General features: G+C 48.8%; 11 protein-coding genes. 4 read left to right on the top strand and 7 right to left on the bottom strand.

The features are described from left to right. Nucleotides 1-88 precede the first annotated feature (88 nt). Nucleotides 89-238: a hypothetical protein gene (locus tag B0475_RS17610; protein WP_157892702.1), complete on the top strand. Its 150-nt coding sequence runs from the start codon at nucleotides 89-91 to the stop codon at nucleotides 236-238. Between the two features lie 104 nt (nucleotides 239-342). Next, nucleotides 343-1,506: an MFS transporter gene (locus B0475_RS04320; RefSeq protein ID WP_198538108.1), complete on the top strand. Its 1,164-nt coding sequence runs from the start codon at nucleotides 343-345 to the stop codon at nucleotides 1,504-1,506. Here B0475_RS04320 and B0475_RS04315 read toward each other — a convergent pair. Together B0475_RS04315 and B0475_RS04310 are read right to left on the bottom strand one after the other, a co-directional pair. Next, the gene (locus B0475_RS04315; RefSeq protein ID WP_077410399.1) at nucleotides 1,503-2,768 is read right to left on the bottom strand and encodes an HlyC/CorC family transporter; all 1,266 of its coding nucleotides are present in this window, start codon (nucleotides 2,766-2,768) and stop codon (nucleotides 1,503-1,505) included. The genes B0475_RS04320 and B0475_RS04315 overlap by 4 nt on opposite strands. A 3-nt stretch (nucleotides 2,769-2,771) precedes the next feature. Then, complete coding sequence (locus tag B0475_RS04310; RefSeq protein WP_077410395.1) at nucleotides 2,772-3,524, bottom strand: cytochrome C assembly family protein; 753 nt, start codon at nucleotides 3,522-3,524, stop codon at nucleotides 2,772-2,774. Between the two features lie 100 nt (nucleotides 3,525-3,624). On the opposite strand from B0475_RS04310, the gene ffh reads away from it, so the two are divergent. Then, nucleotides 3,625-4,983 (top strand): signal recognition particle protein, encoded by a 1,359-nt coding sequence (gene ffh, locus B0475_RS04305; protein ID WP_077410391.1) that lies wholly within the window; start codon nucleotides 3,625-3,627, stop codon nucleotides 4,981-4,983. A gap of 6 nt (nucleotides 4,984-4,989) precedes the next feature. Continuing rightward, complete coding sequence (locus tag B0475_RS04300) at nucleotides 4,990-5,703, top strand: hypothetical protein (RefSeq protein WP_077410389.1); 714 nt, start codon at nucleotides 4,990-4,992, stop codon at nucleotides 5,701-5,703. Nucleotides 5,704-5,717: 14 nt separating this feature from the next. Here B0475_RS04300 and B0475_RS04295 read toward each other — a convergent pair whose 3' ends face one another. From B0475_RS04295 to B0475_RS04275, 5 genes are all read right to left on the bottom strand, one after another. Then, nucleotides 5,718-6,410 carry a phosphoadenylyl-sulfate reductase gene (locus B0475_RS04295; protein ID WP_379876175.1) on the bottom strand — a complete coding sequence of 231 codons (693 nt, stop codon included), beginning with the start codon at nucleotides 6,408-6,410 and terminating at the stop codon, nucleotides 5,718-5,720. A gap of 35 nt (nucleotides 6,411-6,445) precedes the next feature. Then, nucleotides 6,446-8,149, bottom strand: coding sequence for an NADPH-dependent assimilatory sulfite reductase hemoprotein subunit (locus B0475_RS04290; protein WP_077410383.1), 1,704 nt, complete (start codon nucleotides 8,147-8,149; stop codon nucleotides 6,446-6,448). Between the two features lies 1 nt (nucleotide 8,150). Next, complete coding sequence (locus B0475_RS04285; RefSeq protein ID WP_077410378.1) at nucleotides 8,151-9,968, bottom strand: assimilatory sulfite reductase (NADPH) flavoprotein subunit; 1,818 nt, start codon at nucleotides 9,966-9,968, stop codon at nucleotides 8,151-8,153. Nucleotides 9,969-10,126: 158 nt separating this feature from the next. After that, entirely contained in the window at nucleotides 10,127-10,897 is a 771-nt protein-coding gene (locus B0475_RS04280; RefSeq protein WP_077410376.1) for an SDR family NAD(P)-dependent oxidoreductase, read from the bottom strand. Between the two features lie 12 nt (nucleotides 10,898-10,909). Continuing rightward, nucleotides 10,910-11,998 carry a M14 family metallopeptidase gene (locus B0475_RS04275; protein ID WP_198538107.1) on the bottom strand — a complete coding sequence of 363 codons (1,089 nt, stop codon included), beginning with the start codon at nucleotides 11,996-11,998 and terminating at the stop codon, nucleotides 10,910-10,912. Between the last annotated feature and the right edge of the window lie 109 nt (nucleotides 11,999-12,107).

Raw genomic sequence — 12,107 nt, 5'->3', positions numbered from 1 at the left:
TGATCTTGGCCCTTCATTTACTTTTGTTGCTGACATCATGCAAAGACGATGCATTGCAAGGTAAAAGGTGATTTTGCAAAGGTGTCGCATGAAAAACCCCGGTTATGACCAGGGCTTATCTTTTGTGATTTTTGAGCACATCATTCAGTTACCATGGTTTGATGAGCAATCAGATAATCACAGCAATGATCTGAGTCATTTTGAACTGATGGTGTTTTTCAGGACCTGTGCGGCCTGATCATGCAGGCGCTTAAAACAGCTCGCCGATGGTGCTGATGATCTGCATAAAGCGGTGGTTATCCTGCCCCTTTGGTGCTAAGATTCGCTGCCATTATGTCACGTATGAATTCAATCGAAAAAAGATCAGCACTGGCCATCGCTTTCATGATTGCCTTGCGCATGTATGGGTTGTTTTTGATTCTCCCGGTGTTTGCCATCATGGGCCAGGAAATCAATGGTTCTACCCCTGTGTTGTTGGGTGTTGCAGTGGGTGTTTATGGTTTGACCCAGGCTATATTGCAAATTCCCATGGGCTTCCTCTCTGATGTTTGGGGTCGGAAAAAAGTCATTACCCTTGGGCTGACCTTGTTTCTGACAGGGTCAGTGATCGCCGCGCTGGCAAGCAGCATAGAAATGATTATATTGGGCCGGCTGATACAGGGCATGGGTGCAATTGCTTCAACGGGTCTGGCATTGATCGCTGATGTGTCACGACCTGAACAAAGGGGCAAGATGATGGGTATTGTTGGCTCCAGCATTGGACTGTCTTTCATGCTGGCATTCATTACCGGGCCGATACTGGCCAATCTGTTTGGTCTGTCAGGCTTGTTCTGGATAACCGCCCTGTTGGCAGCACTGGCTTTGGTGGTGCTTTGGGCGTTTGTCAATGAACCGGCTAAACGCACCCGCAGGGATTATCAATGGTCTGAACTGTTATTTTGTATCAAACAAAAACAACTGGTGTTTATGGACCTGGGAATTTTTGTGCTGCATGCCAGCATGACCGCTTTATTCCTGGTGTTACCGGTGATGCTGGCAGATCAGTTCGGAATGCCCATAGAGACACACTGGAAGGTCTATCTGCCGGTGCTGTTGGCTTCATTATTGATCATGGTTCCAATGATCATATTGCAGGAAAAATTCAAAAAACACCATGCTTTCATGCTGACCAGCTTTTTGTTACTTGGGTTGAATTTTTTGCTGTTCACCCTGGGTATCAGTTCATTGCTGTTGTTGGCATTGTTGTTGGTGGTTTATTTTGGCCTGTTTAATTTTCTTGAGGCCGCCATGCCTGCTTTACTGTCTAAAACTGCCAGTGAACAGTACCGTGGTGCAGCCATGGGGGTGTTTTCATCGGCTGAATTCCTCGGTGCTTTTATGGGGGGTATCGGCGCTGGGTGGTTGTTGTCACGTTCCATGGAAGAGGTGTTTTATGCGCTGGCGGTGTTGCTGGCATCAATGGCGCTTGCCGGGCTGATGATATTGCGTGGACGATCCAGAGGTTAGCCGGTCTTTGTGGGCGGTTCGATCAGCACTTTGCTGATGATGTTATCGGCTGTGATTTCCAGAATGGTCATGTGAAAACCATTGATGGTAACTGCCAGGTCCTTGGTGGGCAAATCCTGCAAGTGTTCGGTGATCAGGCCATTGATTGTGGTGGCTTCTTCAGTTGGCAGATTCCACTGCAGTCGTCGATTCAGTGAACGCACCGCGATGCGACCTTTAACGATGTATTGGTTGTCATCTTGTTTGATGATTTTCAGGCCACGATCACCGGGTTCAGAGGTGAATTTACCGACAATTTCTTCCAGAATATCATCCAGTGTCACCAGGCCCACAAGGTCGCCATATTCATCAACCACCAGTCCCATGCGGCGTTCTTTGTTCTGAAACTCACGCAGTTGAGCAGACAAACTGGCTGATTCGGGGACAAAGTAGGGTTTGCGCAGGATTCTTTTCAGCTTGTCACCATTCAGGGTTTGATTTTTCAGCATGGTCAGGATGGTGCGAATGTGCAAGATCCCTATGACCTGGTCGATGTTATCCACAAACACCGGCAAACGGGTCAGGTAGGTGTTGACCAATTGTTTTTCAATCACTGCCCAGTCATCATTCAGGTTAATGCCCTGGATTTCATTCCTTGGTACCATGACATCTTCAATTTTGATGTGGTCCAGGTCCATCACATTGATCATCATTTTTTGATGAACATCCGGATTGATCAGGTCGTTTTCAATCACCAGTGTCTTGAGTTCTTCACGGGAAAGTGCTTCCTGTGCAATGGATTTGGGTACGCCGAGCAGCCTCAGTAAGCCATTGGTGACCAGGTTGGTTGACCACACCACCGGATACAGTACTTTGAGCATGGGTGTAAGGATGAATGCCGCCACATATCCAATTTTTTCCGGATGTAATGCCGCATAGGTTTTGGGTGTAACTTCTGAAAAAATCAGGATGGCGAAGGTCAAAATGGCGGTGCCATATGCCACACCTTTATCTCCCGCTATTTTGATGGCCACAATGGTGGTCAAAGCAGTGGCAGCAATGTTAATGAAATTGTTGCCAATCAGAATAAGGCCAATCAAACGATCAGGTTTTTCCAGCAGTTTTTTGGCCAGGAATGCGCCTTTTTTGTGACGGGAATCATTTTTTAGTTTGATTCTGTTCAGCGCCATCAGGGCGGTTTCTGAACTGGAAAAAAAAGCCGATAAAAACAGCAAAATGCCAATGGCAATCAACAAAGTTGACGTGGAAATGTCTTCAAGCATGGGTCAAATCAGGTAATCCAGTACCACGTAACTTCCCAGAAAACCCAACATCAGGAAGGTCATGGCCAGTAAGTTCAGTTTAATGGCGGTTTTGCCGCGCCAGCCTTTGGTCAGGCGGCCGACAATCAATAAGGCAAACAACACCCAGGCTGCCAATGAGAATATCACTTTGTGACCCATACCATCACTCAGAAAGCCTTTGACAAACATGATACCTGTGACCAGGGCACAACTGAGGAACAACCAGCCGAACACAATCATCCTGAACAATTTTTCTTCGTTCTTCAATAAACTGTTGATGTTCATGCTTTGTGAGATGAAGACATTTTTTTTCATTTTATGAATTTGTATGCCCAGGTTCAGAGAAACAATGGAGGACACGAACAACAGGCTGTAAGCCAGAATAGAAAACAGGATGTGCAGATCCAGGGTCCAGACATAAGGTTTGGGTTCGCTGGGAAACGGCAACCAGTAGATCCATAACAGCACGCCAATGGCAATCAGGTGAGTCAGGATACGGGTCAATAACAGATAAAATCGACTCACCAGGATGATGATATTGGTCAACCAGCTGACCACCAGACAGGCATTTTGTGCTGAGAAGTGCCAACCAGCATCTGACAACAAAATCTGGCCACAGAGAATGGTCTGTAAAGCACTGGCAGTCAGTAACAGCAGAAAGTAAGGCTTGTGGCTTTTGCTGCTGAACAGCGCCAGCAAGTGGGCTGCCAGAGTGGCCATGAACAGCAAATTCATATGGTGTCAGAGACAATAATAATGACTGGTCTCATTTAACTTTGATAATTAAGCCATTATAATAGCATGTCTCATTATTACCAACAGGATAATCAACACAATGTTTGATAACTTAACGGACAAACTGTCGAAAAGCATCCAGAAGATCAGGGGACAGGCCAACCTGTCTGAGGACAACGTCAAGGAAGCACTCCGCGAAGTGCGGGTCGCATTACTTGAGGCCGATGTGGCGCTGCCAGTGGTCAAGTCATTCATTGAAGACGTCAAAACCCGGGCGCTGGGTAAAGAGGTGATGACCAGTCTGAAACCTGCACAGGTGATGGTGAAAGTGGTTCAGGAAGAACTCATCAAAGTGCTGGGTGAATCAACCGAGGGGATCAATTTCAACGCCCAACCCCCCGTGGTAATCCTGATGGCAGGTCTGCAAGGTGCGGGTAAAACCACCACCACAGGCAAGCTGGCCAAATACCTGCAGGAACGCGAGAATAAAAAAGTCATGGTGGTATCTGCGGACGTGTACCGTCCCGCAGCGATCGAACAGTTGCAAACCGTGGCAGAGCAGGTAGGAGCGACCTGGTTCCCTTCGTCGGTGGTGGACGATCCGGTGACCATCGGTATGACGGCATTGCAGGCCGCTAAAAAAGGGTATTTTGATGTCCTGATTGTCGATACCGCAGGTCGTTTGGCTGTCGATGATGCAATGATGAAAGAAATCAAGTCGTTGCAGAACACCATCAGTCCGACCGAAACCTTGTTTGTGGTGGATGCCATGACCGGTCAGGATGCCGCGAATACCGCAAAAGCCTTTTCTGACGCCCTTGATCTGACCGGTGTGGTACTGACGAAAATTGATGGTGATGCCCGTGGAGGTGCGGCATTGTCGGTCAAGACCATCACAGGTAAACCGATCAAGTTTCAGGGTGTCGGTGAAAAAATGGAGGCATTGGAACCCTTCCATCCGGACCGGATTGCTTCCAGCATCCTGGGCATGGGTGATGTGTTGTCACTGGTCGAAGAAGTTGAACGTAAAATCGATAAAAAGAAAGCCGAGAAACTGGCCAAAAAGGTGGCCACCGGTAACAAATTCACCCTGGAAGATTTTCAGGAGCAATTGCTGCAAATGCAAAACATGGGTGGAATGACCTCCATGCTCGATAAACTGCCAGGCATGAGCAACCTACCAGACATGGTCAAAGACCAGGTCAATGACAAGACCACTGGACGTATGTTGGCGGTGATCAACTCGATGACGATCAAGGAGAAGCGCTACCCGCAATTGATCAAAGGTTCCAGAAAACGCCGCATCGCCAATGGTTCAGGTACCACCATACAGGATGTTTCCAAATTGTTGAAGCAATACACCCAGATGCAAAAAATGATGCGTAAATTCAAAGGTAAAGGCATGATGAAAATGATGCAAAAACTGGGCGGTAAAATGCCTGGCGGCATGCCATTCTGATTTTTTATGGCCATGAAGGGGGTGTTGTTTTTGTTGTTATTGCCACTGTTTGTTGACGCAAAAGCACCACAAGTGTATCGCTGTCAGCAGGCCGACGGCAGCGTGGTGATTCAAGACCGCAGGTGCCTGGTCACCCATACCAGACCGGCTTTGACCGACCAAAAGCCTCAACAAAACCGACATGAGGCCGCACGTCAGCCAGCCATCAGCCCGTCCCCTCAATTGCCGGGACGCCTGGCCCGAAGGCCAGCTGTGAAAAAGTCCGGGCAGCAAGCCAAAAGTCAGTATTTCAGCCTGGGATGGGAACGCTTTTTACCAGCCAATTGGTTGTTGGTGAAAAATGAATCGCCATTTGTACACCTTTGGTTGCTTTCACGGCGTACATTTGCTGGCATGAATGATTTCTCTGAGGGCATCAAGCTGGCGGTTTATCCGAGCACACATCGCTCGTACCGTCAAGGGGCATTCGGTCATGCTCTTGACCTGTATCACGGCATCCGGGAGCAGTATCAAGCCAGCTTGCTTGACAGTCAGTTCCGCTCTCATGAGCGTTTTAAGGTGTTCAATATCAAATACCGTCTACCAGGCGGGCGATTGGCGCTGACAGAGTTTTTCATCGATGAACACAACAATGACCTGTTTGTACTCACCATCCAGTCTGACAATCAAAAATGGCGCAGTCATGAACAACTGGCAGAGCAAATCATCGCCCGATTGTGATCGCCCATCAGGGATCATTCGTGGATACCACATTCCCTTTTCAATCCCATAAAGCGTAACTGATCTTCCGAATCTACTTCGTGAATTGACCGCGTGGTATGGGTGTCGCCAACCGTAAGATAACCTTGGTCCCACAAGGGATGTTGTGGCAATTGGTGTCGTTGTAGATACAGGTACATGTCTCTCTCAGACCAGTCCAGCAGGGGGTGAACCTTTAACCGTTGGTTTTTCAATTGTACCCATGGCAAGGATTGCCGGTGTTCAGATTGATCCCGGCGTACACCAGAAAACCACACATCCACTTCGCTTTGTTGCAAAGCCTGCTTGAGCGGTTGGACCTTTCTGAGTTGATTGTATTGTTCAATACCGGTCAGCCCCTGGGTCCAAAGTTGACCGTGAATCGCTTCGAAACGAGCTGCGCTGTGTGGACTTTGAACCACCTGCAGGTTTAAGCGGAGCTGCTGCTGCAGCTGTTCGGCGAATTGATAGGTTTCAGCAAACAGGTAGCCGGTGTCGACCATGATGACGGGGATACCTGGAATCACCTGATTAATCAGGTGTAAAGTGACCGCAGCATGAATACCAAAGCTTGAAGTCATTGCCATTTGACCAGTCACTTCATTGGCCATCAGTTCGACGCGCTGCTGGGCTGTGAGGTCTGCAAATTGCTGATTCCAGCGGTTGATTTGACTTTTGGTGGCAGTCATGGAGCACGGGTGTTTGAGACATACCTGAGTCATGATCACACCACCTGCAGGTGCACCTGGCGACCATGTTCAACGGCTTTTACATAACCTGCGCGTATCACGAAGTCACCAAATGCTTCCTCAACCTGAGCGTCATTGGCATAAGCACGAAATAACTCATCCAGTTGCTTAAGAATCTCCTTTTCATCGATGTTTTCCCGATACATCTGATTCAGCCGGGTGCCTTGTGGGTTGCCACCGAGGTACAGGTTGTAACGTCCAGGTGCTTTGCCGACAAATCCCAGTTCGGCCATGAAAGGCCGGGCACAACCGTTGGGACAACCCGTCATGCGGGTAACGATGCCCCTGGAAGCGATGCCATGCTTCAGTTGCAGGTCATCAATGTGATCAATCAGTTCTGGCAGGTAACGTTCAGCTTCAGCCATGGCCAGCGCACAGGTAGGAAAGGCCACACAGGCCATTGACAGAGAACGGGTGAGGCTGATGTTTTCGGTCAGCTGGTGTGTTTTCAACAGGTCATCGATGTGGTCTTTTTGGTCTTCAGGTACATCGGCAATGATCAGGTTTTGATTCGCTGTTAAGCGGAAAGTGCCTTTATGGCTACCGGCAATTTCACGCAAGGCTGTTTTTAAGGTCTGCCGCTGATCATCCTGCACCCGGCCACTGGCAACGTACAGGGTGTGATGCCAACTGCCATCGGCATTTTGTCGCCAGCCATAGCGATCACCATTGTGGGTAAATTCTGCCTGCTCAGGTGGCTCCAGAGACCAGCCCATGCGGGTGGTCAGTTGATCCCTTAGCCAGGGCAGACCATGGTCATCAACGGTGTACTTGAAGCGGGCGTGTTTGCGGTTGGTGCGATCACCATGGTCACGTTGAATCATGACAATGTGTTCAGCCACTTCAAGGATTTGTTCTGGACGGCAAAATCCCAGGGTTTGAGCCAGCAATGGGAAGGTGTCGGCATCACCATGTGTGGTGCCCATGCCGCCCCCAACGGTGATGTTATATCCCAGCAGTTTTTGGTCTCTGACTATGGCCACAAATCCAAGGTCATGGGCCAGTACATCCACGTCATTGTCGGGTGGAATGACCACTGCAGTTTTGAATTTGCGGGGCAAATATGTTTGCCCGTAAATGGGTTCAGCATCTTTGGGTTGATTGTTGGTGACTTGTTGACCATCCAACCAGATTTCATGATAGGCTCTTGTTTGTGGTGTGAGATGAGCGCTGATTCTGGCCGCGTCCTCGTATACCTGCTGGTGTACAGCAGACAGTTCGGGATTGGCGGTGCACATCACGTTGCGGTTGACATCTCCGCAGGCTGCCAGGGTGTCCATCAGCTGTTCGTTGATCGCAGCCACCGTTGATTTCAGCCGGGTTTTGATCACCCCATGAAATTGAAATGCCTGGCGGGTGGTCAGTCGGATGCTGCCATTGGCAAATGTGTCTGCCATTTGATCGACTGCCAACCACTGATCGGTGGTCATCACTCCGCCGGGAACCCTGGCCCGGATCATGAAACTGTAGAGTGGTTCCAGTTTTTGCCGGGCGCGTTCTTTGCGTAAATCCCGGTCATCTTGTTGATAAATGCCATGAAATTTCGTTAATTGGGTGTCATCTGCAGTGATCGATCCAGTGATTGGGTTGATTAATTCACTGGCAATGGTGCCTCGCAGGAAATTACTGCGGTCTTTGATGACTTCCACAGCTTCCAATTTGTTGGTTTGCTTGTTCATTTCAGTAAACGTCCTTCTGATAGCGTTGTTCGCGTTTTAAATGGGTCAAATGGTTCTTGGCTTCAGTGGAATCCAGCTGGCCATGCTCAATAAATATGGCCAGTAAAGCCTGTTCAACATCTTTGGCCATGCGATTGGCATCACCGCACACATAGATGGCAGCACCCTGATCAAGCCATTGCCACAGCCGTTCGCCTTCCCGTTGTATTTCATGTTGTACATAATGCTTGTCCTCCTGATCTCTGGAAAAGGCCAGATTGAGGTGATTCAGCACGTCCTGGTCATGCCACTTCAGCCATTCGGTCTGATAAAGAAAGTCTGTGGCAAAGTTCGGGTTGCCAAAGAACAACCAATTCTTTCCGGTATGCTGTAATTCATGCCGTTGTTGGATGAAAGATCTGAAAGGTGCGATGCCGGTGCCCGGACCGATCATGATGATGTTTTGTGCTTCATTGGCGGGTAGTTTGAAGTGCCTGTTTGGCTCAACATAAACCTGCAACTCATCACCCTCGGTGAGCCGGTTACACAACAGCCCACTGGCCAGTCCATGAAAACCTGACTGACTGGGTGATGCCAGGTTGATGGTCAGGTGTACTTCATCTTCATGCACAGTTTGAGATGATGCAATTGAATACAAGCGGGGAGTGATGCCTTTCAGTTGTTGTAACAGGAGGCCTGGATCATCAGGCAGAAGTGATTGTTGGGCGCTTAACACGTCCAGTAGCTGTCGATCCGCCACATACTGGATAAATGATTGGTGATCTGATGCTGCTTGTTGAATCAATTCATCCCCCCCTGCTTGAGCCAACCATTGAATCAATGGCTTGCTGACTTGAGTGATTTCAATGTGTTTGAGCAACAAAGTCCTGATGTTTTCCTTGGTGTCTTTGAAGGTCAATACTTCTTCACCCGTGAGGTTCAGTAATGCCAGTAACTGCGCCACCTGATTGGGGTCATTGTCAGCCCAGATGCCCAGTGAGTCGCCAGGCTGATATTGAATCCGCTCAGGATTTATGGCCAATTCCAGGTGGTAGGTATCTTTCACTGAGCCCCGACCAGTGATTTTTTGAATGGTCACTAATTCTGCGGTCTGTGGATCTTCTTTGCTGGCCAGTTGAGAAACGGTGCTTTGATCCAGTGGTTGCGCCACGGGAAATGGGGCGATGTTATTGGCTTCTGCTAATTCAGGTTTTACCGTTTCAAGGGTGCTGGAAATCCAGTCGGCGGCACTGGTTTCATAATCAACATCGCAATCCAGTCGTTCGGCAAACCGGTCCCCACCCAATTCACTCAGCCGTTTATCAATTTCTTTACCTGTTTGGCAAAACCACTCATAGCTGCTGTCACCAAGGGCCAGTACATTAAAATGAAGTCCTTTCAGCTGTGGAGCCCGTTTGCTGAACAGTTGTTCATAGAACAGTTCGGCATCATCAGGTGCTTCACCTTCTCCATGAGTGCTGATAACCAGCGACAGCCACTGATCTTTGGCCAGTTTTTTCAATGAATAGTCCGCCATTGAATGCAGTTGGGCAGAGATGCCCATGGCACTGGCCTGTCGCAGTAATTGTTCTGCGATGGTCTTGCCGTTGCCGGTTTGGCTGCCATAGAGGATGGTCAGAACAGCTGCCGGGGCAGGGTTGTTCAAAACCGCAGGCTGTTGTTCCAATGGCAGGTGATTTAAAGCCGCCAGATACCCGGATAGCCACCACCTTTGTTCGGTTGTAAGGTTGTTGATGTGTTGTTTCAGTTGCAGCCAGATCGTGGGATCAATGGGCGAGCCATCAGGCTGTGGTAACTGGGTCAGTGCGTTGGTGCTCATGCGCAGTATCTAAATCAATAAAAACTGCAGTTTAGACGTCTAAACGGTTGCTGTGAACTGAGATAACGCTATATCCTTATGCGTGTATGTTATGAAAGAATGAGATTGGATAAAAAAATTCCGGACAGCAGGTTGCCTGCTGTCCGGATGGTTTGCCTTTATTTGGGTTCCAGTCTAACGGCTCCATCGAGACGAATGGTTGAGCCATTGAGGTAGGTATTTTCAATGATGTGTTCTGCCATGCGGGCGAATTCATCGGGTTGGCCCAGGCGTGAAGGGAACGGTACCGATGCACCCAGTGCGGCTTTGATGTCATCAGGCAGGCCTGCGACCATGGGAGTGAGGAATACGCCCGGTGCGATGGTCATGACGCGAATTCCAAAACGGGTCAGTTCTCTGGCCATTGGTAAAGTCATACCAACGATACCACCTTTACTGGCTGAATACGCGGCCTGTCCGATTTGACCTTCATATGCGGCAACCGATGCCGTGTTAATGATCACGCCGCGTTGTCCGTCTTCATCGGCTGTATTGTGTTGCATCAGATTGGCTGCAGCCTTGGAGACATTGAAACTGCCGATCAGGTTGACCTGGATGGCTTTGTTGAAGTGACTCAGTGCCATGGGCTCTTCTCTGCCTAGTACTCGTCCACCGGCCAGGACACCTGCGCAATTGATGACCACATTAATGTGTCCCATGAAGTTTTTGGCTTGATCACAGGCAGTGACAATAGCGGCTTCATTACTGACATCTGCCTTGATAAAATGGGCATTGTCTGTACCCAATTTGTTCACGGCATCAGCGCCGGCTGACTCATTGACATCCAATAAAGTCACCTGACCGCCATTGCTGACCACATGTTCTGCACAGGCAAAGCCAAGTCCTGAAGCACCACCGGTTATGATGGCTTTGGTTTGTTTTAGGTTCATAGTTTTCTCGGTTTATGGGTGATTGGGGTTCATGGGGTGCATCAGATAGCACAGGCAGTCTAACCGAATGGCCCTGATGCTTTGGGTGATCATGGCTGGAATGACCGGTTGTTTGATGCACACACTGGTGCCCCTTTTTTCAAAATAATGATCCGTGATGTCATGCCCGATCTGATCGGTTACCACAAATGGCATGATGGTGTCTTCATGATCAAGCCGCCCAAATTCTGTGCCTGATTCCAACAAATGAAAGTTGTGGTAATCAAGGTCATCGTTGATGATGAAGTTCACCGGATGAGTTACTTCTCCCTGAATGCCAATGCTGACTTCAGGCTTAACCTTTACGGTGGAAAAGATATTCAGTACCTGGCGGTGTTCAGCCACTCCGGGAACGCTTTTCAAAGAAGGTAAATGTATCAGGTTTTCCAGGAAAGTGTGGGTTTGTTCAATGCCATCGGCGGTGCCTGACATACCACATTCGATGGTCACCGAGGGACAAAAACGGGCAAATGCGCCTGACTGTATGCCATCAGGGCTGGTGAAGTGAATGATGGTGTCGGAAAACAATGACGCCAGGTTGACAAATGGTGTTTGTAATGAGTTGATGCCCGCATAGTGCGGATTTCTGCCTGAGTTGTTGTGAATGTCGACACTGGCAAAAGGTTTGATTCTGGCCATCAGGTCGGTGATTTCCTGCATGGTTTTAGCAACCTCGTTTTGCTGATTATGAATACCTGGCCAGCACCGGTTGAAATCTGGTTGGTCATCCAGTTGCCGACTGTTGATGCGGGCGGCCTGGACGTTACCAAACAGCAGGTAAATGCTTCTTGGTAATTTATTCTGGTGGTTCAATAACAGCAACTTCATGGCATCCCAACCAGTGGTTTCATCACCATGCTGCAAGATAGAGACGAACAATGGCCGCTCTATTTGTCCTTTGAGGTGGACCAGGGTGTGGTTATCCACAAAACGATGCAGTTCAGTTGCATCAACATCAAGTATGCCTTCTGGCAATTGTTTAGGTACATCATTCATGAAATGTGTTTTGTCCGAATCTTTTTCAGTCCCGTTCAGGCTGGTCATTTGACGGGGAGACGCCATGGCAGTGTGCGCCATAACAGCAAAGCATATTAGTCAAGAGCTGCAAGGAAGTCAATGCTTTATGGTGTTCTGTGGTCTCAACTGTTATTGTGGAGCGAGTCGGTACATC

It is taken from the genome of Marinicella sediminis (genome assembly GCF_002000055.1).
Classification (GTDB): domain Bacteria; phylum Pseudomonadota; class Gammaproteobacteria; order Xanthomonadales; family Marinicellaceae; genus Marinicella; species Marinicella sediminis.
This window is presented reverse-complemented; position numbering and strand designations above follow the sequence as displayed.

Bases quoted from the DNA above. Each gene is read 5' to 3' on its own strand.
- B0475_RS04275 (WP_198538107.1), bottom strand. From the start codon at position 11,998: ATGGCGTCTCCCCGTCAAATGACCAGCCTGAACGGGACTGAAAAAGAT.
- B0475_RS04290 (WP_077410383.1), bottom strand. From the start codon at position 8,149: ATGAACAAGCAAACCAACAAATTGGAAGCTGTGGAAGTCATCAAAGAC.
- B0475_RS04295 (WP_379876175.1), bottom strand. From the start codon at position 6,410: ATGACTGCCACCAAAAGTCAAATCAACCGCTGGAATCAGCAATTTGCA.
- B0475_RS17610 (WP_157892702.1), top strand. From the start codon at position 89: ATGAAAAACCCCGGTTATGACCAGGGCTTATCTTTTGTGATTTTTGAG.
- B0475_RS04320 (WP_198538108.1), top strand. From the start codon at position 343: ATGAATTCAATCGAAAAAAGATCAGCACTGGCCATCGCTTTCATGATT.
- B0475_RS04300 (WP_077410389.1), top strand. From the start codon at position 4,990: ATGGCCATGAAGGGGGTGTTGTTTTTGTTGTTATTGCCACTGTTTGTT.
- B0475_RS04280 (WP_077410376.1), bottom strand. From the start codon at position 10,897: ATGAACCTAAAACAAACCAAAGCCATCATAACCGGTGGTGCTTCAGGA.
- B0475_RS04315 (WP_077410399.1), bottom strand. From the start codon at position 2,768: ATGCTTGAAGACATTTCCACGTCAACTTTGTTGATTGCCATTGGCATT.
- B0475_RS04285 (WP_077410378.1), bottom strand. From the start codon at position 9,968: ATGAGCACCAACGCACTGACCCAGTTACCACAGCCTGATGGCTCGCCC.
- B0475_RS04310 (WP_077410395.1), bottom strand. From the start codon at position 3,524: ATGAATTTGCTGTTCATGGCCACTCTGGCAGCCCACTTGCTGGCGCTG.
- ffh (WP_077410391.1), top strand. From the start codon at position 3,625: ATGTTTGATAACTTAACGGACAAACTGTCGAAAAGCATCCAGAAGATC.